18 protein-coding genes are annotated in these 21775 nt (G+C 64.5%); 6 read left to right on the forward strand and 12 right to left on the reverse strand.

From position 1 onward, the window contains the following. The coding region (locus HET64_RS20875) for a hypothetical protein (RefSeq protein WP_308370255.1) at positions 1-342 on the reverse strand (342 nt) is incomplete at its 3' end. A gap of 177 nt (positions 343-519) precedes the next feature. Further along, complete coding sequence (locus HET64_RS20880; RefSeq protein WP_215107791.1) at positions 520-762, reverse strand: DUF397 domain-containing protein; 243 nt, start codon at positions 760-762, stop codon at positions 520-522. 193 nt (positions 763-955) lie between these two features. Here HET64_RS20880 and HET64_RS20885 point away from each other — a divergent pair, with 193 nt between their 5' ends. The 3 genes from HET64_RS20885 (at position 956) to HET64_RS20895 (ending at position 3907) form a co-directional block, all read left to right on the forward strand. Further along, positions 956-1450, forward strand: a complete 495-nt coding sequence (locus tag HET64_RS20885) for a hypothetical protein (protein WP_215107794.1) — start codon at positions 956-958, stop codon at positions 1448-1450. A 101-nt stretch (positions 1451-1551) separates the two neighbouring features. Further along, positions 1552-2919 carry a hypothetical protein gene (locus tag HET64_RS20890; RefSeq protein ID WP_215107823.1) on the forward strand — a complete coding sequence of 456 codons (1368 nt, stop codon included), beginning with the start codon at positions 1552-1554 and terminating at the stop codon, positions 2917-2919. 250 nt (positions 2920-3169) lie between these two features. Next, positions 3170-3907, forward strand: a complete 738-nt coding sequence (locus tag HET64_RS20895) for a DUF6879 family protein (RefSeq protein WP_215107796.1) — start codon at positions 3170-3172, stop codon at positions 3905-3907. Between the two features lie 98 nt (positions 3908-4005). Here the strand turns inward: HET64_RS20895 and HET64_RS20900 are convergent, their stop codons facing one another. Next, positions 4006-4215, reverse strand: a complete 210-nt coding sequence (locus HET64_RS20900) for a DUF397 domain-containing protein (protein ID WP_215107798.1) — start codon at positions 4213-4215, stop codon at positions 4006-4008. A 3-nt stretch (positions 4216-4218) separates the two neighbouring features. Continuing rightward, the gene (locus tag HET64_RS20905) at positions 4219-5067 is read right to left on the reverse strand and encodes a helix-turn-helix transcriptional regulator (RefSeq protein ID WP_215107800.1); all 849 of its coding nucleotides are present in this window, start codon (positions 5065-5067) and stop codon (positions 4219-4221) included. A gap of 252 nt (positions 5068-5319) precedes the next feature. Here HET64_RS20905 and HET64_RS20910 point away from each other — a divergent pair, with 252 nt between their 5' ends. Continuing rightward, positions 5320-5901: an ATP-binding protein gene (locus tag HET64_RS20910; protein ID WP_374105567.1), complete on the forward strand. Its 582-nt coding sequence runs from the start codon at positions 5320-5322 to the stop codon at positions 5899-5901. 351 nt (positions 5902-6252) lie between these two features. Here the strand turns inward: HET64_RS20910 and HET64_RS20915 are convergent, their stop codons facing one another. Further along, positions 6253-7347, reverse strand: a complete 1095-nt coding sequence (locus HET64_RS20915) for a DNA cytosine methyltransferase (protein WP_215107804.1) — start codon at positions 7345-7347, stop codon at positions 6253-6255. Positions 7348-7490: 143 nt separating this feature from the next. Here HET64_RS20915 and HET64_RS20920 point away from each other — a divergent pair, with 143 nt between their 5' ends. Together HET64_RS20920 and HET64_RS20925 are read left to right on the forward strand one after the other, a co-directional pair. Continuing rightward, positions 7491-8198, forward strand: a complete 708-nt coding sequence (locus HET64_RS20920; protein WP_215107806.1) for an HNH endonuclease — start codon at positions 7491-7493, stop codon at positions 8196-8198. Between the two features lie 97 nt (positions 8199-8295). Next, positions 8296-9597, forward strand: coding sequence for a DNA cytosine methyltransferase (locus HET64_RS20925; RefSeq protein WP_215107808.1), 1302 nt, complete (start codon positions 8296-8298; stop codon positions 9595-9597). Here the strand turns inward: HET64_RS20925 and HET64_RS20930 are convergent. From HET64_RS20930 to HET64_RS20960, 7 genes are all read right to left on the reverse strand, one after another. Next, positions 9532-9993, reverse strand: a complete 462-nt coding sequence (locus tag HET64_RS20930; protein ID WP_215107810.1) for a very short patch repair endonuclease — start codon at positions 9991-9993, stop codon at positions 9532-9534. The genes HET64_RS20925 and HET64_RS20930 overlap by 66 nt on opposite strands. A 60-nt stretch (positions 9994-10053) precedes the next feature. After that, complete coding sequence (gene drmB, locus HET64_RS20935; protein WP_215107812.1) at positions 10054-11976, reverse strand: DUF1998 domain-containing protein; 1923 nt, start codon at positions 11974-11976, stop codon at positions 10054-10056. Next, positions 11973-15443, reverse strand: coding sequence for a helicase-related protein (locus HET64_RS20940; protein ID WP_215107814.1), 3471 nt, complete (start codon positions 15441-15443; stop codon positions 11973-11975). Before HET64_RS20940 ends, drmB begins: the two co-directional genes overlap by 4 nt. Next, complete coding sequence (locus HET64_RS20945) at positions 15440-17155, reverse strand: nuclease-related domain-containing DEAD/DEAH box helicase (protein WP_215107816.1); 1716 nt, start codon at positions 17153-17155, stop codon at positions 15440-15442. Before HET64_RS20945 ends, HET64_RS20940 begins: the two co-directional genes overlap by 4 nt. A 5-nt stretch (positions 17156-17160) precedes the next feature. Then, complete coding sequence (locus HET64_RS20950; protein WP_215107818.1) at positions 17161-18756, reverse strand: hypothetical protein; 1596 nt, start codon at positions 18754-18756, stop codon at positions 17161-17163. Further along, positions 18729-19598 carry a hypothetical protein gene (locus HET64_RS20955; protein WP_215107820.1) on the reverse strand — a complete coding sequence of 290 codons (870 nt, stop codon included), beginning with the start codon at positions 19596-19598 and terminating at the stop codon, positions 18729-18731. The genes HET64_RS20950 and HET64_RS20955 overlap by 28 nt, the downstream gene beginning before the upstream one ends. Positions 19599-20448: 850 nt before the next feature. Next, entirely contained in the window at positions 20449-21453 is a 1005-nt protein-coding gene (locus HET64_RS20960) for an SEC-C domain-containing protein (protein ID WP_215107821.1), read from the reverse strand. Between the last annotated feature and the right edge of the window lie 322 nt (positions 21454-21775).

The following is a 21775-nucleotide window of genomic DNA, read 5'->3' on the forward strand; positions in this document are numbered from 1 at the left end:
CGGAAGACCGGGGTGGTGGTGGTTGAGGCAGCACACCACCGAGAAGGAAATCAGGCTCTGGGACTTGGTGTAGTGCACCCAGCAGACGTCGACCCCTCGGGGAAGGGAGTCCATCGCGTGCGCGATCTTGTCTTCGAGGGCGACGTAGGCACGGCACCCGTCGTCCCTCTCGGCAGGGGGATTCGCCTCGTACGTGCTCTTCAGCCACGTCACGGCGCCCACCACACGGGTCCAGGTGCGGTCCGTGGCCGTCTGGTTCTGCCGCATGAGCCAGTGCCCGGTCATCAGGGGCGGCAGCGTCGAGGCGACGAAGGCCCGTGTCTGCTCGGAGTTCAGTTCCACACCCGGACGGCGTAGTGCCTCCTGGCCGTACGCGTCTCTGCTGCCGGTCCACGGACCGTATCCGTGCCAGTGCCCTGACCAGGTCATCTGCGCCCTTCGCTAGGGGAGACGGGCCGGGCCGGAGAGTGTCCGGCCCGGCCCACTATGTGGTGCTTCGCGCTCAGGAAGGGGGCCAGGTTAGAGCGTCAGGCCCCTCGTCCTGACCCACCCGGTGGCGAAGTCGTCGAGCTCGGCCTCGGTGAAGCGCAGCTCCTTGCCCGCGCCCTCGGGCTTGCTGTCACGGAGGGCGAAAGAGGCCTCCGCGCCGGGGATGGCGGCGAGGCTCACGCAGGTCTCGTTGGAGCCACCGGCGTTGCCGCCGCAGTAGGCGGCGAAGGCGTCGGCCGGCGGGATCGGCAGTGCGTAGAGGTTTCCGTTCATGGAAGAGTCCTTCCGGTGCTGATGTCGCGGAGATACGGTCCCCGCACCGTCGTGCTCCTGGCCCCGCCCGGCTGCCGACCGTCCATGGAGACAGCCGGGCGGGAGTCTGTGGGGTTGATGGCGTGTGCTGTTCAGGGCTGCGGCGCGTGGAAGGGCGCGGTGCCCTGGCTACCGGCCTGACCACACCGCCGCGATGATCGACGAGCCGATGGCGGCGAGGCAGACGACGTATCCGATCTGCCGGGTCCGCTCGCTCACCGGCCAGTACCTCGCCCTCGCCCTGGTACCGGCCGCACAGAAGGGGAGGTCGAGACGAGGTCGCCCTTCCCGCATCATCGGCATCGTTCATCGCGGCGAGCTTCCGGAGAACGCGTGCCAGCGCTCGGACATGGCAGTGGACCTCATGCGACAGGGCTTCCGGAACCGGAGGGTTGTCGAGGAGGTGGGTGGCCTCCAGGAGGTAGCCACGGTCAGCTCCACTCATGCCGCGCGCTCCTACCGACAGAGCGCCGCCAACGGCTACCGCCCGGCGGCGCAAGGAGACTGCCGCGGCGTCGAGTTCCGCGCGGGTGGTCGTACCGAGCCGGAAGGCGAGTACGCGCCGCACCTCGTCCTCCGTGTCCGCCTCCTCGCCTGCCGCTACCGCCTTGGGGCGGCCTGCGCCTGTCTTCATCACGTCGGTCACTAGGAATCTCCGCTCATGGCCGCTTTTGATCGCGTTCTGTGTAGAGATAACTGCGTGCCGTGCTCACCCCGGTACCGTTGGAGGCAGGCGTAACCGTGAAAGCCATGAATTTCCGGGGAGTTGGTGTGCCCGTGCCACCTAGGAGCAACCGCAACTCAGGCCTTGAGAACCTCCTTGAACAGGCTGGATGGTCCCGGACGCAGCTTGCGAACGCCGTGAACCGCACGGCCGGAGAAGCGGGCCTGGCGTTGAAGTACGACCAGTCCGCCGTCTCGCACTGGCTGAGCGGTACGCAGCCGCGAGCGCAGGTCCGGCCAGTGATCGTCGAAGTGCTCGAACGGAAGCTCGGCCGCCCGGTGACCTACGCCGAAGCAGGACTCCGCTCACCGAACGGCCAGTCGGCGGAATCCGTAGGCACCGCTGACTCCCTCTTGGATCTCGGAAGGGCTGACATGGACCCCTCACGGCGCGGCGTTCTCGCAGCAAGCCTGTACTCGGCTGCCCTTGCCGTCCCTCTCTTTGCAGGTGAGGCCTACGCCGAGGAGCGGGACCGCACGGTCCGGCCGACTGGGCGCATCGGTGCGGCAGAGGTGGCGACCGTCCGCACGATGACGGACCGGATCGCGGACATCCTCGACGAGCTCGGCGCCGGACACGCTCGTCCGATGGCCGCCGCTTTTCTCGTCAACACCGTCGCGCCGTACCTGCGCGCTTCCGCTAACGGAGCGGTTCGACGCGACATGCTCTCCGCCGCGTCCGACCTGACCTACCTCACCGGCTGGATGGCCATGTACGAGCGGGCTCACGGTCTCGGCCAGCAGTATTACGTGAAGGCGTTGCGCCTCGCGCAGGAAGCATCCGACCACGTGACGTACTGCCGTACGTTGCGTGGCATGAGCCTCCAGGCATCCCATCTGCGGTACGGCCAGAGGGCCCTGGAGCTTGCCGACTCGGCAGCCGAGGTGGCACCGGATGCAGGGCCACGCTTGGTGGCCTTCCTGCGCGGACAGCAGGCCCACGCCTCCTCGATGGTCGGAGACCGGCGCGCCGCCTTTGAGAGGCTGCGCGAGGCGGAGTCCGCACTGTCCCAAGCCGATTCCAGGCGGCAGTCGATCGGAGGCTACGACCAGGCCGCCTACCAGTTCCACGTGGCCCACGTTCTGTACGAGACACGTGATCTGCCGGGCTCTATCGCAGCGCTGAAGACCTCACTCCGCGCGCAGCCCAAGCAGGAGAGGCAGGGGCGACTCCACGCCAATGCGGTCATGGCTCAACGGCAGTTCGAGTTCGGCCATATCGAGGAGGCTTGCACCACGTGGGGCACCTTCCTGGAGGACTACGCAGGCCTTTCCTCGGCACGCGGTGACGAGCACTTCACAACCATGCGCAAGCGCATCGCGCCATACGGCAAGATCCGAGCCGCACGCGAGCTCCAGGAGCGGTCGCGGCAGGTGGCGGGCATGAAGGGGTAGATCGATTGCCTACCGTGGGTGTTCAGCTCGGCTTCCACGCGCACTGAATGCTTCGAAAGGGGCGCTGCACCCTGGCCGGCTCGGTCATGACGTTCATGGTCGGGTGACCGATTCGACGACCGCGGCCGATATTTGTGAATAGTTTCGTGAGCGGCGCGGTGAGGCCGGTGATCCCCTCGACATTCATGCGGTCCGGCGGCCGACCTTGGAACGGCGGGCGGAACACCCTACGAGGTGCGAGGAGACTCTGATGGCACGGCAGTTGAGGCCTAGCGGCACGGGAAGCGCTGGCACGGGAAGCTCATCCGTCCAGGAGCACGCGGCGAGTGGAGAGGCCATCCGTTCACGACCGCCGTTGTCCGCTGCCGACGATGTCGCCCAGCTCCAGCGCCTGGCCGAGGGCGAGGTGGCGGCGGTCGTCCCGCGTGAACTGTCGAAGGAAGCGGCCCGTCAGGCTCGGATCATCGGCCTGGACGAGTTCGAGGGTCTGTTCCGTACGTTCCGCCACTCGGCTTGGCGGTTGGAGGCCCGGCGACGCTTCGCCAGCGACGAAGCCACGGACACTTACCGGCAGTTCATCGAGACCGGCAGTGTCGACTGGTCCGTGGAGGATCCGTACTGCGAGCTGATTCGTTCCCAGACCGCGCAGGGAAGGCGTGTAGAACGGGTGCGGATCGTTGATCAGCCGCCGACCACAGGGCAGCTCTACCTCCTCACCAACGCGAGGCGGAATAGTGGTCTGGGGGAGGACATTCGAAACGTAAGGCGAGTGGACGCCGATCGTCTCCAACTCCCGGCCGAAGACTTCTGGCTGTTCGACAGTCGGCTTGCCGCGAAGCTCCGCTTCGACGACGATGACCACCTCGTGGACGTCGAGTTGATCACCGAGTCGGCCGAGGTCGCCCGATACTCCGTCATCCGTGATGCGGCATGGCGCCACGCGGTGCCCTACGAAGAGTTTGCGGCGAAGCTGGGCGACAGCGGGTAAGGGCAGGAGGGGCAGACGCACGGAACGCGCTCGCATCGCATCCCGAAGGGCACCCGCTGGGTCTGCAGATCAGCCGTTATGGCGTGATCAAGAACGGTTCATGCCTCAAGGTACCCATCCTGAAGGGCCGCCACGAAGGAATCCCACGAGGTGGGCCGGAAGAGCAGAAAGCCCTCTTCCACGGCTTTCGAGTCGCGTATCGCCGTCGCCTCGCCGAGGCGCGCGGCTTCTACGCACTCAGTTGTATTGCCGCCGCTGTGTGAGGACGTGAACCAGATCGGGCTTTCGCCGGACGAGGTGGAAGGCATTCTTCAGATCTCCTTGCAGACGCGTTCGATCACAGCCGATGACGCGCCCATGTCCAGCGCTTGCGCGCGCAGGTAGTCGAACGCGAGCCGGTAGCGGTCGAGTTCGTGATCCTTCTCCATGAACACAGAGCCGACATGGAGATCTACGTAGACGACATCGAGCGAGGATTCCGCCCCTCCCAGGATGACGAAGCTTCCCAGAGCCGCCGCGTGTGCACCCTTGGAGAACGGGAGGACCTGGAGGGTGACGCCCGGCGACTCGTTCGCCCGGAGGAGGTGATTGAGCTGCTCTCGCATGATCGCGGGCGACCCGACCACGCGCCGGATGACCGACTCGTCCAGGATGGCCCAGATGTGGGGAGGTTGGTCGCGGGTGAGGATCTCCTGGCGCTTCATACGGATGTCGACGAGCCGTTCGACTTCCTCTGGGGCCAAGCGCATCTCATTGGCCTGCTGAATCGCGGTGCTGTACCCCCGCGTCTGCAAGAGTCCTGGTACGTACATGCAGGAGAAGTGGTCCTCGCGCGCCGCCTCGTCTTCCAGTGTGAGGAGGAGGTTCATGTCGGCTGGGATCGAATCGCGGAACGGCCCCCACCACCCCTGCCGCTTCGCGTCTTTGGCGAGAGCTACGACTGTGCACCGCTCGGCCTCCGTCGCGTCGTACTGCCGGCACAGGGCGTCGACGATGGGCCACTTCACTGGGCCCTCCTGAGTCTCGTACCGGCTGACGGTGGCCTTCGATACGCCCACCAGCCGTCCAGCTTCCTCAAGGGTCATGCCTTTACTTGCTCGCAGCTTCCGCATCATCGCACCGAGCTGACGGCGACGCGTTGTGGTCGTCCTGACGGGCATCGAAGGCTCTTTCCCTAGCTGCAAAACGCGGTCTGGGCGTGCAACAAGGCTAAAGCCAGGCGAGGTTAGGCGCGGTTCATTCACTCGATCGAGGCTCGTGAGAAGTTACATGGCGAGACTTCTCGCTGGCATACTCGCCATTGCAATACTACGCAGCGTCGCCGTCCGGATGCGGTGGGCGCATATCCGTCATGGCGTGAGGGGAGAGTCGGCATGTGCCACTGCGAGAGCGAGGAAGCATGTCCTCGGTATGTGGTGCCGTTCGAAGCGGCTCCGGCCCAGCTGTCCGAGCTGCGCCGGGCGGTGAGATCTCAGCTCGGCTCGTGGGGTGCGTCAGCGGTCACGGAGGAGGCCGAACTCGTCGCTACCGAGCTTGGGGCCAACGTCATCAAGCATGTCGGTCGGGGGGTTGCCGCCTCGCTCGTTCTTGAACTGAGGGAGGGACGGGTCCGGCTTGAGGTCCATGACCGGAGTCCCGCCCTGCCGGCGCCTTTGGCGGAGGCATGTGCGGACAGTGACGAATGTGGCAGAGGTCTTCACCTCGTCGCCGCGATGGCGCACGACTGGGGGGCAGCTCGCACGGCAACCGGGAAGGTCATCTGGTGTGAGCTCTCCTTGAAGCCGGCTGGATGCGAGGGCCGCATGGGGCGTGTGGCCGCGGTGCTGTCGGTGTACGGCCAGCGAAGCAGTACGTCGAGTCTCGACCTTGCCGCGCTTGACGACACGGTTACCGACGTCATTACTGACCTGCTCCATTGGCTTGCTGTCCAGGGAGGAGACCCGGACGGCGCCCTTGGCCGTGCTCAGATGCACTACGAAGCCGAGGCGGCTTGAGGTGATGAGCAGTCACGTTCGGTCCTCCTGAGCCGCCGCGGCGAGCAGGAGGCCGGCGTCTGCGTACTGCTCGCTGTTGTGGAGTGCGGACGCGATATTGAGTACCGCCTGTGCGTCGCGACGGGCTGCGTTTGTGATCACTTGATCTGCTGCTTCCTCCAGGCCGACCGCTCGGCATTGGGCGACGGAAATCTGGACATCGCGGGCAGGAAGCGTGGTCGCGGCGCTCCACATCATGATGTCGGCGTCTCTCGACCGGCCGGCCGACAGGCTTTCGGCGAGCGTCCTAGCTGTTCCGCATGACCGGTCGTCCCGTGGCAGGTGGGAGTCAGCCCGGCTGGTCGTGCCACCTCATGCTCTTGAGCCCGGATTGATCACGGAAGGCGGGAAGAGTGTGCTGCCCGGCGCATCGTTTGGTGGCCGTGGGCTCTGGGGCATGCGGGAACGTGAAGCGGTGGCCGCCTGACCGAGGGCGGCAGCCAGGCTTCGGCCCACCGCTTCCGCCACGGGCGGCGGGAAGGCGTTGCCGACCTGGCGGTAGACGGAGGTCTTGTTGCCGGCGAAGTACCAGTCATCTGGGAACCCCTGCAGCAAGGCCATGTGCCGGACCGTGAGCCGGACGGGAAGGGCTGTACCCGGCTGCGGGGGGTCATCGGCGACGCTGGATCCGTTCACACCGAGCTGCGCCCATGCCTTCCTGGCGCGAGACGGGCCGAGGTCAGCGCCGCCGTGTTTGCGTGAGCCTCCGCAGATCGTTGGTGCGATAGTCATCGCGCCGTCGGCCCACTGCCGGGCCAGTTCCCAGCCGGCGGAAGCCATCGACTCATAGAGGACGCTGCCCACCGCGGGCGCCGTCTCGGGGCTGCTGGTCGGTGAGGGCCAGCGGAATCGCCTGAACACCTCCGGGCGCATGGCCACCAGGACGGCACGGGGACGCAACTGTGGAACCTCGTAGTCGCAGGCGCGCAGGAGCCGCCAGTCGGCCGTGTAGCCCAGGCGTGTCAGTACGCTGATCACGTCCGCGCGATAGGCGGCGAACTTCGCCTGAAGGATGCCCTTGACGTTCTCCACCATCACCGCGCTCGGGCGAAGCTCGCCGGCGAGCCGGAGCAGGTCGGGGAACAGATCCCGTTCGTCCGCAGGGCCCAGCTGCTCACCCGCGAGAGAGAAGGGCGGGCACGGCACTCCTGCTGCCAGAAGCCCTACCGCCTGGCCGTTCACGGCGAGGTCTCTCGCTGAGATGCTACGGACGTCGGACTGCGTGATGTGCCAGCCGGGTCGGTTCAGCCGGAGCGTCTGTGCCGCGTCGGGGTCCAGCTCGACGAGATCCGTGTGCTCGAAGCCCGCACGTTGCAGTCCCAGAGCCTGTCCCCCCGCTCCGGCGCAGATCTCGATGCAGCTGGCCGTGGCGGGTGGCAGGCCTTGGTCAGCGGTCCTGGTGGTCATGCAGTTCCGATCTTCGGGTGACGAGCGGACCTCTGGTCAAAGCGAGCTTGCCGCCACTTGCCGCGGCAAGTGGCGGCAAGGTAATCTCGTCACTCGAACGAATTACATTTCGTTCGTGTATTCGATTCTTATGGAGGAAGTGCGTGACATCTGATGGTCTGGACTGGCGGGACGGGTCACTGGGGGCCAGGGTCCGGGTGGCGCTGTGGTTGCGCGATGAGGTAGGCGTCGGGAACGTCTTCTCGAAAGCGGCGCTGCGTGCCGCGATCACTGGCACCGAACAGGTCGACCGCAGGATGCGTGATCTCCGGCCCGCTGGCTGGGTGATCAGGACGAACCTGGACAAGCCCAGCCTCCAGCCGGAGCAGCTCTTTCTGGAGGAGATCGGGGCGCCGGTCTGGGAGAAGGAGTACCGGGCTGCCGGACAGCGCCAGATCAGTGCGAAGACGAGACGCTTCGTTCTTGAGCGGGATCTTCACCGGTGCCGTCGGTGTGGGGTTGGCGCGGCCGAGGCCTATCCGGGCGAACCGGGTTCGGTGGCCCGGCTCACGCTCGGGCATGTCAATCCGCACGCTTCAGGCAGCTCCGCGGGGGCTGAGGATCTCCTCACCGAGTGCGCGCGGTGTAACGAGCTGGTCAAGAACCTGACTGGCGTGCAGATGGACGCTGGTCAGGTGTGGACCCGGGTCAAGGCGCTGCCCCTCGCGCAGAAGCGTGAGCTGCTGGAGTGGATGGGGGCTGACGCCCGGCCGCTGCGGCCGGTGGACCGCGCCTGGGGCATGTACAGGCAGCTGCCTGCCGTGCTCAGGGACGAGATGAAGAAAGACCTGCGGGACCTGATGGAGAGCTGAACGGGTCGCAGGGGGCGGGGCTCGCTTCTGGGGACTCCTGGTGTCACTGGCGGATGCGACACTTGCGTGTCTGTATCAGTCGCACCAGGAGGAGCCCGTGGCCCCTAACGTTCGTCCGCTCATCTCCATCGAGATCTGCGCAGGGGCCGGCGGACAGGCCATCGGCCTCCACCAGGCAGGCTTCAAGCATCTCGCGCTCGTGGAGATCGACAAGTATGCCGTGAAGACTCTGGAATGGAATATTGGGCACCGGCAGAACTGGAGCTGGGAAAAGCGATATTGTGATGTCATTTCTGATGACGTCAACAATTTCCGACCCATTCCGTCGGAGGGGCATCCTGGATCCAGCCTGAAAAAGCCGGTTAAATTTCTCGGACGGCAGCTGCAGCGTGGTGAACTCGACCTCCTCGCTGGGGGTGTGCCCTGCCCGCCCTTCTCGCATGCTGGTAAGCAGCTGGGGAAGGATGATGAGCGAGACCTCTTCCCGCGGATGCTGGAACTGGTTGACGAGCTGCACCCTAAAGCGGTGATGATTGAAAACGTCCGTGGCATCAAAGATGCAAAATTTGTTGACTATCGGACTTACATTGAAGCGCGCCTTGCGGGCGGCACGGCGAAGAGGCCGGAAACTGGAATTGAGGAAGATTTCGCTGGCATGGGCTACGAAATCTGCGAGTGGGAAGTCCTGGAAGCTAGTGATTTCGGTGTACCTCAGTTGCGTCCGCGTGCAGTCCTTGTAGCCATCCGCGCAGATGTGCTCGGCGATATCAAGTTTGTTTGGCCCACTCCCACCGGCGGCGTGTACAGCGTTTTTGATGCTCTGGAGAAGAGCATGGAGGAGCGCTACGCCCCGTACATTTCGATGGGCGGCGAAATTGGGGAAATCGCCACTAACTCCCTCAATCGATGGGTGCGTGAGGCATCCAAGGCCGCCCTGGAGAAGAAGGATGGGGGCATCGCTCCGACCTTGGTCGGGGGGTCCAAAAAACACGGCGGGGCCGACCTTGGCCCCAGTAGGGCCAAGGCTGCCTGGGAAACCCTCGGAGTCTCTGGTATGGGAGTGGCTAACAGCCACGAGCAAGGCGTGAAGAAGGAAAGCCAGGACCGGGACTTGTTCGGAGCTGGCGGCCCCATGCTGACGGTGGAACAAGCGGCAATTATCCAAGGGTTCCCTGCGGAATGGGAGTTCACGGGCGGAAAGACTGCGCAGTACCGACAGATCGGAAACGCCTTCCCGCCCCCTGTCGCCGCCGCGGTAGGCCAGGCCATCGCGGATGTGCTGCGCGCGGCCGACGAGCGTGACGCCAGGAATAGCGCGCCCCAGCAGAAGCCGCTACCCGGGCAGGTCATTCCGGCGCTCGTGGACGGCGCTGATGATCGACAGGGCGCAGGAGTCTGAGCTCTGGTGCTCCCAGAACCGCAGGACGAGCCAGCCGGCGGCGGAGAGCTGCTTGTCAGTGTCCCGGTCCCGGGCGACGTTCCTGGCTACTTTCTCTGACCAGTAAACCGAGTTGGTCTTTGGGGAAACGTAGTGCTCCGGGCAGCCGTGCCAGTAGCAGCCATCAATGAAGACAGCTACCTTCGCCGGACGGAAGACCATGTCAGCGGTCCGGCGAAGGTCAGGCAAGGGCCTTGTGGCCACTCGATAGCGCAGACCGTTGGCGTGAACGAGCCTGCGGATCAGACGTTCCGGTTTCGTATCCCTGCTCCGGATCGCCTGCATATTCCGCCGCCGCGCGGCCGATGATGCCCATGAACCCTCTGGAGGGGTCCATGGATCTGGCTGGGGCACCATTGTTCACTCCTTGCCGGTCCGCCTTAGCTGCCAGCCCTTCGAATAATCCGTATCCCTGGCTCACTCAAGGCTACTGAAGAACCCTAGACCGGGGTCGTCCAAAGTTCCGGCGATCAGCCCGCGGTCCAGAAAGCGATTGAACTCCTCACAAGCTGTCTCGGGCAACAAGGCGCAGCTGTGGCACGCTGCTAGATTGCAGGAATCCGGCCCCTGCCCATGGCTGTCCATGCAAACTGGGTCAGAAGAGCACCAGCGGGCATTAGTGATCGCATTCCGCAAGACCGATTCAAAGCGCTCAGGTTGTCCCATTCGCACGAGCCCGCCCAGGGTTCCTTCTGAGTCCCCAGCGGCGGTGTAGATGAGAAACCCGTTCATCCCATCAGTGCCAGGTGAATCGTAGAGGCGTTCCCGGAGCGACGCTGAGCTGTAGCCGCACTCGAACGTCAGCTGATTGATCAACAGGTGCGCGAGTGTGTGCAGCAGGACCAGCCGAGGCGTTACCTCTCGTGGGGCGAGGTGGCGTTCGTGAGCGACCGACTGGAACTGCCGGGCCATAGGGACCAGCCGCTTCTGCACCAAAGGACTGGCTTCCCAGTTCGCGAGGGCATCCGGAGAGAGCTCCAGGTAGATACCCTCCCCGAGCACGGTGTAGGCGGGGAGCCACGACTCGTTGGCTTCAGAGGCCTGGCGGCGCAGAAGGGCTGCGCGGGCGGCGGTGTCCTGCCTGGACGACTCGGCGAAGATCCGGTTGAACCCCCAGAGAACTCGGGTCTCCCGCAGCTTCTCGACGAGGCGGACCCGCGAGATCAACTCTCCGACGTCCTTGGCACGGGTGCCCTCCGGCTCCCTGACAACAAGTTCGGCGGAGTCGATCGTGTCCCGAATGCTCGTGTACTCCTGATGACGGAACAACGCTGGGTCGCCGACGGACTCGGTCGTGAGTTGGCGGGAGGTTTCTGCCGGACTTTCCAGAATGGCGAGAGCCGACTCGATCTGCTTATCGGTGAAGCTTGCCAAGCGGAAGGCGTTCTTCTTCGCGGCACGCCGCAAGCGACTCGCGGTTAGTTTGTCGCCCTCTTCCAGGACATCGCGGACGTTCGCCCGAGCCCTGGCGATGGTCTGTTCTTCGAGAGCCTCAAGCACGCTGGGATCCACTCCCATCGATGACGCCTCAGGGATGAAGATGGAACTCTTGACCAAGGCGTAGTAGACGTTGGATGCGCCTCGGAGGCTGCCGCGCAACGGTTCCCCACAGGTTCCCTTACCCAGTTCCAGACCAAGCCAGGGCATCGCTCCTCGGCAGGAGAACTCGGTTCCGTCCTCAAGGCGAGCGGTGAGGTATGTGGTCTCCTGCTCGCGCTCCTGGTTGGAACGCTCCACTGATGTGATGCCCTCTAGCCCCCGGTCTTTGTGGCAGGTTTCGCACACGACACGCTGCGAGGCGAGGGTGCCGCCGCCAGAGGTCCGAAGCTTGAGCTTAGGTGATCGGCATTTCGGAGTAGCGGACTTGTGGACCCATTCAACCCAGGGGAAGTCCTGTAGGTGGCCTCGCTCACATAGGGCCACGAAGGGCACTTGGGCGAGGAACGGCGCCCAGGACGCCTTTTGTCCGGAGCAGTCGGGGTCGGCACAGCGTGGCCGGTCCGCAATGTGCAGTGGCTGAGGAGTCAGAGCGCGGCACCGAGGGCAGAAGCTCCAGGCGGGGAAGCGCAGGACCGGGATCTGGAGCTTGGTGTTGTACTGGCCACGACTCGCCTTGAAGCTGTCCCTGTAGTCCGGCGGGGTGTAGAGGGCGTCCACCCCTAGGTGGCTCTCCAGTCGCCATTCATGGATGCGGAACTCCTCTTGGTCCAGCCTTTCCCCTGGGACGAACCAGTGGTCGAGGCCGGCAGTGATGACAGAGGTGCCATCCGCGAGGACCTGCATGGCGCCGGGCCCGAAGGGGGCTACGAGTTGAGAGCGCCGAACCTTGCCGCGGATCACTGCCTGGCTCCTTCGAGTGCGTACTGCTGTGTGATCTCGGCGCGGCACTCGGCGTCGGCGCCGCGCATGGATGTGGGAGTGGGCCAGGTGCTTGCCTCAACGTCGCCGTCCGCGTAGTGGCCCGCAGCACGCATAAGGCTGCCGAGCACAGCAGTTCCTCCCGGTGTTCCCCATGCAGTCGGCTGCCAGTTGGCCCATTCCTTGCGGAGCTTGCCTAGGACAGCGACGACCTGGTCCTCTTCGCCGGGATCGCAAAACGCTACCCGAGCGCGCAGAAGTTCCTCCGCCTTGTCGAAGAGATCCGCAGGGAAGGGGAACGGTGGAAGACTCTGGTCGGCTGTCTGCCGGATATAGGCGACGGTGACGGCATGCAGCGCGCGGTCCAGGGCCGGCGGCGCGAAGGGGGTGGCGCTGGTAGGTTCAACCTGCGCGTAAAGCCGTTGGTGGTAGCTGCGAAAGCGCTCGAAGTGGCTTCGGTCGCGCGGTTTGGCGGCACCGTAGAGGGTCACAACCAAGCCAGGCCGCTCGTCCCACTTACGGCCGACCCGCCCTGTGACTTGAATGTACTGGGAGGTGCTCTTGGGTTGGCCTACCACTGCCATGAGGGAAAGCCGGTCAATATCGATTCCGACTTCGATCAGGCTGGACGCGAGGCAGACATCGATGGCCTTGCCGCCCTTAGCCTTTTGGGCAAGCTTTTCCATTGCTTCGGGAATCTGATCTTGCCGGAGCCGGCTTGTCATCTCCTCCACTCTGTTGAGGTACCTGACCTCCCTGCGGTCGGAACTGGAACGGTTGTTGATTGTCTTGAGGTAGTCAGGGATGTCTGACTGCATTAGCGACAGGGAATTGCCAAGCTCCCGGAGGCTGTTGAAGAAGGCCATCAGCGTCCACCAGGGGTCCTGCTGATCCTCTTCCGGGGCGTCCTTCGCCGCCTGCAGAAGTGCCGCGAAAGAGCGCACCTGAGTGGTCTGCATGGATCCGAGCGCAGGCGCATGGACTCCGATGTATTTGCGTCCTGGAAGGCGCTCACCTGCACTATCGCGTGCGTATACCGCGAAGAACGAGTCCTCCGCGTTGATGCCGTGCGGAGGGAAGAGCAGGACCCTGTCGCGGGCGTACAAGGAGCGAATCTGCTCCTCATGGCGACGGATAGTCGCTGTCGAAGCAATGATCTTCGGCGGAGCCGGATTTGCTGCGCGCCGGTCGGTGCACAGTTCCTCGATGAGCCCCTCGTACAATCCGGTCATCGAGCCAAGGGGTCCTGCGATCAGGTGGAGTTCGTCTTGGATTACTAGCTCTGGAGGTGAGTAGTCGCGCTGTCCAGACTTCCCCAATCCGAACAAGGATCGCGCACGGGGGTTCCAGGCGAGTTGTGCGAACTTGTCCACCGTCCCAATGACGAGAGACGGTCGACACTCGTAGACATCGTCGTCAACAACGTAGACCGGAAGCGGTCGGTTGGTCGTGGAGAACTGGCAAGTCGTGTCCGGGCACTGAAAAATAACTCGTCCGCGGTACTCCTCGTAGCCGGCGACAGGGTTCTGCTTCTCCTTGTGCTTTTGGCGCGGGGTTCGGCCTTGTCCAACTTTCGTCGAGTTGGGGTTTTTGACACTCTTCACTGGCCCCATCTGTGCGGCACACCAAGGGCATCGCAACAGCAAGAAGGGGTTATCTCGTCCTTCGCGTTCCAGTGCGCGCAAATTTTTGACGGCTTCGGTGTTCTTGTTCGGAGTCGAGTCGCTGCCGACCCAAATGCCGATAGAGAATCGCTCGGTGCCCAGCTCCTTCTCTTGCTGGCGTAGGTCCTCGAGCGCGCAGATCAGCCCAGCCGCGCGCAGAAACTGCTGGGCCGTCAGAAGGCGCAGAGTGTAGCGCATAAGGATCGTGACGCTTGCATCGCAAGGCTTACGCAACCGTCTCAGCAGCATTGCGAAAGCAGAGAGGCCGAGGTATGCCTCGGTCTTTCCCCCACCCGTAGGGAAGAAGATCAGGTCGACGACAGAGCGGTCGGGGTGGGCAGGATTGGCGGTGGAAGGAATTGCGGCGAGCAGGAAGGCGATTTGGAAGGCCCGCCATGCCCCGCGTCCCTGCTGTTCGGCGCCTGCTTCGTCGGGTGGTTCGCCCTCGACGCAAATCAACCCATCGACGAGTTGCGTGGTGCGCAGCTCTGCGCCCGAGCGCAACTGTTGTTTGTACATGGCCGCGTTCGCCAGCCGAAAGGCCTTTCCGATCTCGCTGTCCGGGTCCCGGACCAGCTCCAGCCCTTCGTGCATGCGATCCAAAGCCCTGGTGCACTCAACCATGTGACGCTCGGCGGTCGTACGGAACTCCGGTTCCAGGCCGCCCGCTTGTGCTCTGCGCTTTTCAATCCAGCCTGCGTACTCTGCCAGGACCCGTTCAAGTTGGGCCATACCGCCAGGCTCTGTCCCAGCGAGTTGTCTCATGGAGACGGTTAGTGCCGTCCCGTCCTCGAGAACGATATCGGGGGTAATACTCGGCGTCTCATACTCGGGAAGCGGATCCGCCTTGGCCCATTGCGACCGTCCGTCGGAATCGGGATCGTCCCAGTCGGCGGAACAGCCATGTCCGACGGCGTAGGTCTGCTCGCCCCTGTAAAGAAGGGAGAAGGAGGCATCGTCAGGGTGCGCTCCGGCTTCCGTGCTCTCAGGGTAGGGGATAATCCAGCTGTTCTTGGGGGTCGCTGTCATGTCCGTCTGAAATAGACATGCAGCGTCCACCGGCTTGGCGCCCGGCGTAGACCGGTTTACAAGGGCAACGGTAGTCAAAGTGCCTGCAGCGTGACGTCGCAGGTTTACTGTCAGTCGCAGTGCGAGTCCTTCCATCCCGGTGGACTCGTCAGCAACGGGAATGAGCTCGCGGTGGAGAAAGGGAAACTGCTGAAAGTGTTCGGGGCTGAGACGCCACACAGCCTTGACTGGGACACGAGTCCACCATGTACGCCGGGCTCCGCTGGGCAGATCGATCCTGATCTGCTCGTATCGACCGCCGGTCACCTCGACCTTCAGACCAGCCTGCGGCTCTGAGGCCATGAGGAACGAGATGCCCATAGCCGTGGGCCGGCGTTCGTTGGCGCCGGAGAGGTCGAAGTCAGCGTCGTCAGAGGTTGCTCCGAGTCGCCCTGATGATCCTTCCCACGTTCCGGTCTGCGGTCCCCCGATATCTTCGGCAGTCAGGCCAGGCACGATGGCCTGGTCTGCAAGTTTGGAGCTGGTCGCGCCAGCAACGGGGTACAGGACACCGACGCCGTAGCGGATCAGTGGATCGCGTTCGAGGATCTCCTCGCCGGTGGAAGCGCTAGTCCAAGGTCCATAGGAGTCCTCCTTCTTCTCGAAGGTGAACCTGTCGAGCGGCTTGCCGACGGGCGCTGGGCCTAGCAGTTCAGCCCGCAGCGCCATTGTGATCTTGTCGCGGCCTGCTGTCCGGTCACGCTCGGCCATCGTCATTCTCCCAGTACAAGTCGTCGGAAGTCAGGGCGCGCCGTGTCACGGGCGATGATGGTGAGGTCGTCGCGCGCCCGCGACGAGGCGATGTAAAAAAGCGCCTCGCTTCGGAAATCCTTTATCTCCTCAATGTCAGTAACAATCACTGCCGACGCATCCAGCCCCTTAAACGCATGGACTGTTCCGTAGCCGATGGCCCCACTGCGCAGCTTGGCGAATGGGGCCAGCCGACGGGACCAGCGAGGGTCTGTGCACAGTTCTGCCGCACTGCCATGCCCTCGGACCGACAGCACAACAATCTCGTCCGGGGCGAACCCGTCGGTATGAAGCCTGGCTAGGTGCTTGACAAGATGCTGGTCCTGCTCGGCAGGCGTAGACCACCACTCCCGCACGGCCTCGCGGTCATTTTCGGCGCGGAGAGTGTCGCTATAGCCGGGGTCCAGGCGGGAGGTCTCCTCTACGTACTGGCAGATAGAGGGGACATTGCGGCAGTTTGCCGTCAGGGTGAAGGACGCGGAACCGGTGCCCGTCCGGTCCTTCAGCAGACCGATCCCCGCATACCCAGAGTCGTAGATTGCCTGGTTAGTGAAGTCGCCGAAAGAAAGCCACCTGCCACTGCCGAGGCCTCCGCGAACGGACATATCGAGAACGTCCAAGTAGGCGTCCAACATGAGGTCCTGCGCCTCGTCGACGACCAGTGCGTCAAAGGGTGGATACCCCTCAAGAAGGGAATCTAGGGCACGCTCTGGAAGAACTTCAGTGTAGAAATCGCGATCGCCTTTTTGGTGCTGCTCCCGCGCCGTCGGTGCCTGCTTTCCCATATAGCTGTGGAGTGTGCCTGCCGTGATCAGGCTGTCATCGGCCGTCTCCTCCTTTAGCCATTGGCCCAGGAGGTTGTTGTAGCAGCAGAGGAGTACCCGTGCACCATCAGCGGCGAACCGACGGGCAGCCTCCAAGGCGACGAAGGTCTTGCCAGTACCGGCCGCCCCCTTCACAATGCAGCGCGGATTCTCGGAAATCATGTCGAGCAGCTGATACTGCTGGCGCGTGAACTGCTCGACCTCTTCTCGCCGACGGTAGCGCCGGATCTTGGGCGGCTCGACGAACTCGAAGGAAGGTCGCAGCACATCCACAATACGAGTACAGACCGCCGGAGTCGGTTCTACGTGCGAACCCGAGAACCAAGCGCGGGCGCTGGGAGTTTCAGCGAGTTTCTCGCGATGACGTTTCAGAACACCTCGCAGCAGCGCCGAGATGGGGTTACGGCGGAAGGCGACAGTATCAATCGCTTGCCAGCTGTGCCACTCGGTTGGGTTGGGAACCTGAAAGCGGGCGTGAGTGAAGCACACAGCGGAAGTGATGGGAAGGGAGGGCAGTTGGGGATTGGCCTTCCTAAGCTGCGCGGCAATTGCGTACTTAGCCTCGTCAGCCTGCCTGAAGGGGCCGCGGACCTCTGGTTGGTGCTTACCGAATTTCCAGGTTCCGTCTGCGAGTCGGGCGACGTACAGATGCGACTTCACTTCCAGGCAGATGATGCCGGTGCCCGGGACGATGACCACGAAGTCAGCCTCGCCCTGGATCTGCCTGGGGTGACTGGCGATGCCCAGGGAGTGGAGCGCGGTCCATCCCTCTGTGGCTGGATCATCTCGCAGACGTTCGAAGACTTCGCGTTCTCCCGGGCTTGTGGTCTCCGGGTCGAAGGACGGTGGAATCATTCGTGTCATTGGAAGTCTTCCGTTGTACGGAGCCGACAGAGGGCATTCAGCGGAACCTGCAGGGTGTCGGACAATACGTAGTCGATGCGGGCGACGAGTGTCTCGCTGTCCGCCCCGGTCGGTCTGACTGCGCACCAGCCAACCTCGACGAGCAACCCCACTCTGTCCGGGCTCAGCGATCGCTGAACATCGTCCGCGTATCGCTGCCCGGCACTGCGGTGGGCGCTGTCGATCCGCCGCAGCCGTTCCCAGACGCTGTCGAGATCAGCGCCCGCCGCCACATAGCGCAATACCACCGCGAAGTCCGCCTTGCTCCTCGGCCTGATGCACCAGTCACTGATCCAGTAGCCCACGTTGGCGGTGACAGCTCCCCGGCTACGGAGTTCGTCAGCGACACCTCGGATGCCCCGTGGGTGCTGTTCGGTCCGCTCCCACAGTTGCTCCTTCCACTCGGCCTGCGTGGTGCGCAGAGACGCCGCGTCTGGACCGAGGATGGTGTCTGCCCGGTCCACGAGGTCCTGGTGATGGGAGCGATTGCGCAGGGCAAGATAATCCCCGCGTCCCACCGATGACGCGGGGACCTGCTCTACCTGGACGTCAGGGAGCTCTCCGGCACGCAGCGAAAAGACCCGGGCGTCGAAGTCCGTAGGCAGGAACACATGTGAGCCGTCAGCGAGGACCGCAGCGTGTGCTTCGACCTGATCCGCACCACCCCTGCGGCCTCCTGCCGGGGAAGGCCGGGGGAACGAAGCCCGGATTTCCTCACTGAGAGAGCACTCCTCGGCAACGAGTAGGCCGGCTGTATCCGGTTCCCCCTGCTGCCAGCCTGCTTCGGGAGATTCCGGCGCTTCGCATCGGAACGGTGCCGACTTCGTGATGTGGCGCGTTACGTGCGTACTGGAGACTGGTCCGAACAGCAGCGGTGTTACTTCAGGGTCTTCGCGGAAAAATCCATAGTGCACAAGCGCGAGGTTTTCGGTCCGGGGTGCGTTCAGGAGACCCTGGTGGATCCAGGTTGGCGGACCAACGATCACGACAGAGGCGTAGATGTCGTGTCCTAGGAGGTCAGCGTGGGTTCCGATCGCCACCTCAACACCGTTCAGTGCCATCGCCTCGGTGACCGCGCCGGTGAACTTTCGGTCGGTCAGGACGACGAAGCCGTCTCGCGGGTCCTCCAGTGTCAGGAACTCCCGCGTACAGTCGCCTAGCGGATCCCCGCCATCAGCGGCAAGACCTAGAAGACTTGGCACTACGGCCCGCATCCGCTCAACGTGCCCGGGATCGGCGATGCCTTTCAATCGGGATATTTCCGCGTCGATTTGGTAAGCAATGGCCTCGAACTTGAGCAACGGATGGTCGAACGGGAGCGGAAGGGTACAGACCAACCGCCGGCACCGACGCAGCAGAGTAGCGCTGGATCTCCAGAGCTCAGAGTCCTCAGCTTCGCCAAGTCCTCGCAAGAAGGCGGTTGCTGCGAAAACGAAAGCCCGCGCAATGGGATCCTCAACTGGCTGGTCCCAGATCTCGCAGTCGGCGGCGCATGCGTATACCTGGTCGGTCTCTTCTAGCGTCGTCATAGGTTCCTCGCTCTGCTCTGCCACGCAAGCACCTCGACACCAGCGGGAACGCGGGCGAGATCTGCCGGAAGAGGCAGATCCCGCAGTCTCCTAGCCCGGAAGCGCTCAAGGGCGTCGGCTGCCGCTTCGCCAGATGGTGCCGTACGTTCTACCAGCGCGACCGTGACCGGCGACATCTCTGCGCCGAGCCACCGGCAGACCGTCGCCGCGCTGTCCAGGATCACCACCCTGGGCTTCCGCCCGGCAACGAGTTCGCGATAGTCTTCTGGGTCCTCTCGTGCCGGCAGCAGCACACTGCGGAACTGGCGCGCCTTTTCCTGGATGGCACGGGGTCGAAGCAGAGCGCTGAGCGGTACCGGCTCAGTCGCTATCGAGCTTGCGATCAGAGTCTCGGACTCCTGTTGTATTGCCGTGCTGTTACCGACTATCGCGCAATGGAGAGCACTGAATCCACAGAAGTCGGCAGGTACGCCGGGGAGTAGAGCATCTGCGCCGGCCGGCATGTCCATGTGCTCTTTAATTCGGCTCTTGCCCAGAAAATCGGCAGGATTATCCGGCCAGTTGAGAATATCGATCCGGTATCTGTCCGCGGGAATCCAACTTCCGCCGACTATGTAACCCTCGCGGCAATTCTTGCTGACCGCTTCGTTGAGGATTCCTACGAATCCGGCAGTGCTCTGGGTGGAGATAAGACGGACGACATGACGTCCCGATTCAAGCCGAATGGCGCTGTCGAACTGCGATCCTTGAGGCGAGGTGTCCAGTTGCGGCTCGAAAGCTGCGTGCACGGCTCCGCAACCTACGAAGACGCTGGCGAACTCGCGAGTGGGAACCGAGATCGCGATGGTGCCGCTGATGCCTTGCATCGCCAGTTGTGCAGCCCAGGCGCCTAGTTCAGCAAACCAGACTGCCCACGTGGGGAGCGGCAAGCGTTTCTCGTCTGCGCATAGCAGCGCTCCGCCCAACTGCGTGCGGCCCCCCGGCGATTCCACTCTAGACTCCCGTTGCAGCCGCACTTGGACCTGCTCATGCGGCGCGTTCACACAATCAGCACATTTACTGGGCACGATACAGCAGCACTTCCCAGGAGAACAGTCTCGGGCTGCCCCCAACTACACTGCAATTCGGCCACCATCGAACACTTTCTCGGTCTTGAGCCGCGTCGTTTCGGTAGTTCCAAGCGGGGCGGTCGCTGCTAAGCCGTCCAGAGCCGTAGATGGCGAATGATGCGCGGGTGTGCCGGAGTACCGTCGGGCTAGCCGACGACGGCAAGCAGCTGTCGGGTTTCACTTCGCCGCCGGACGCCCAAGCCTCGGTCAGTGCGACAACGATGGCAGAAACCGCGAAGGCTTGCAGCTTGATGCAGGGGCGCGTGGGATGTAGGTCAGAGTGAGCATGCTCGGTCAGATCGCAGCTTGGGTGGCGGTGTGGCAGTCCACAGGGAACAGCTGTGGCCTTCTGTGGCGACGACGGTGTGCAACCCGGCCTCTCGACGTGCAATTGCCTCGACCGCCGGTTCGGCGACAGCGGGGCCGACCGTGCAGGCGCCCGAGGTATCCGTCCCGCATGCGTGATGCGGAGTGGGCAGTGCACGTGACGCGTTGCCTGAACCGTTTACGTGAACTGCCTCGATCCGCCACAGCGTCACGCATGACGCGGCCCGGAACCCCGCACCCGTCGTGCGTGGTTCCGGGCCGCAGCCGTCGAACGCGGGGATCACTCCCCGTGGCACCGCCCGTACGCCTCCCCGCTGCCGCACCAGCAGGCGGCCGTGCGGGACGGGGGCCAGGGGATGGCGCGGCCCCGGGCGGCGAGGGTGGTGGCGTACTGGGGGAGGAGGCCCGGGTCGGCCGGGGACGCGGCCTCGGAGGCGGCGAACGCCTCGTACGAGGGGACCGTGCCCGTGACGATGCCCAGGTTCGGGGTGCCCGCCGCGTGGAGGTCCCGGAGCGCGGTCTCCAGGCGGTCCAGGTGCGTGGCGCGGTCCACGTACTCCTCGGTCAACGCCGGGTACGCGGTGAGCAGTTCACGCAGTTCGTCCTCGGGCCAGTGCAGGACGGCGACCGGGAACGGGCGGGAGAGCGCCGTGCGGTAGGTGCCCAGCTCCGCGCGGAGGCGGGTGATCTCGGCCTTCAGCTCGACCGGGTCCGAGGAGCCCAGCGACCACAGGCGCTTGGGGTCGTGGAGCTCGTCCAGGGGGACCGGGGCCGTGTGCAGCTCGCCGGCCAGCTCGTCCCAGGCGTCGTGGTCCAGGCCCATCAGCCTGCGTACCCGGTGGCGGCCGGTCAGCAGGGACTGGATGGCGTACGGGACCTCCTCGCCGGGGGCCAGCAGCAGGGTCAGCGCGGTCGAGAGGAAGTCGTGCGCCGACTCCAGCTCGTCGTGCGCCTCCAGGGTCTCCGCGGCCACCTGCCACGGCGCCGCGTCCAGCGGGCCCGCGGCGCGGATGCCGTCGATGATCGCCCGGGCCTCGGCCTCGTGACCGTACTCCCAGAGGTTGGCCGCCTTCAGGGACTTGATCAGGTGCGGGTGGTCGACGGTGGCCTCGGGGGCCCCGAGCAGGTCGTCGTAGAGCGTGCTCGCGCGGGCGCGGTCGCCCGCGAGTTCCAGGTGGGCCGCGGCCTGGAGGATCAGCGGTTCGTGGTCCTCGGGGTACTGCGCCGCGGTGCGGAGCAGACGCTCGGCTTCGGTGGTGTGGTCGGCAGGCGTGTCGGGGCGCATGGACCACACGGTACTGCCGGACGCCGGTGGCGTGGAGGAGAGGGCGGGGGAGGAGAAGGGGGAGAAGTCTGGAGAGTTGTGAGGTTTGCCCCTACCGTGCGCGCCATGCCCGTACGGCGTCGTGTGCGGGGCCGTGCCCGCCGTCCGCGAGGCTCGTGCGCGGCCGTGCGGGGCCGTGCCCGCCGCGCGGCATCCGTACGGCCCGTGCGGGGCCTGTACGGCTCGCGGGGGAGTGCCCGCTGCGGGGCGTGCGGGGCCGTGCGCGCCGAGGCGAAGCGGAGAGGTGGCGTCGATGCTGCGGGAGTGGGGTGCTGTGCTGGGA

Origin of the sequence: Streptomyces sp. McG3, assembly GCF_018619185.1 — a bacterium.
Lineage (GTDB): Bacteria > Actinomycetota > Actinomycetes > Streptomycetales > Streptomycetaceae > Streptomyces.

Coding starts and splice junctions, on each gene's coding strand:
- HET64_RS20880 (WP_215107791.1), bottom strand. CDS start 762: ATGAACGGAAACCTCTACGCACTGCCGATCCCGCCGGCCGACGCCTTC.
- HET64_RS20885 (WP_215107794.1), top strand. CDS start 956: ATGATCGACGAGCCGATGGCGGCGAGGCAGACGACGTATCCGATCTGC.
- HET64_RS20890 (WP_215107823.1), top strand. CDS start 1,552: ATGAATTTCCGGGGAGTTGGTGTGCCCGTGCCACCTAGGAGCAACCGC.
- HET64_RS20895 (WP_215107796.1), top strand. CDS start 3,170: ATGGCACGGCAGTTGAGGCCTAGCGGCACGGGAAGCGCTGGCACGGGA.
- HET64_RS20900 (WP_215107798.1), bottom strand. CDS start 4,215: ATGCCTTCCACCTCGTCCGGCGAAAGCCCGATCTGGTTCACGTCCTCA.
- HET64_RS20905 (WP_215107800.1), bottom strand. CDS start 5,067: ATGCCCGTCAGGACGACCACAACGCGTCGCCGTCAGCTCGGTGCGATG.
- HET64_RS20915 (WP_215107804.1), bottom strand. CDS start 7,347: ATGACCACCAGGACCGCTGACCAAGGCCTGCCACCCGCCACGGCCAGC.
- HET64_RS20930 (WP_215107810.1), bottom strand. CDS start 9,993: ATGGTGCCCCAGCCAGATCCATGGACCCCTCCAGAGGGTTCATGGGCA.
- HET64_RS20940 (WP_215107814.1), bottom strand. CDS start 15,443: ATGACGATGGCCGAGCGTGACCGGACAGCAGGCCGCGACAAGATCACA.
- HET64_RS20945 (WP_215107816.1), bottom strand. CDS start 17,155: ATGATTCCACCGTCCTTCGACCCGGAGACCACAAGCCCGGGAGAACGC.
- HET64_RS20955 (WP_215107820.1), bottom strand. CDS start 19,598: ATGCAAGGCATCAGCGGCACCATCGCGATCTCGGTTCCCACTCGCGAG.
- HET64_RS20960 (WP_215107821.1), bottom strand. CDS start 21,453: ATGCGCCCCGACACGCCTGCCGACCACACCACCGAAGCCGAGCGTCTG.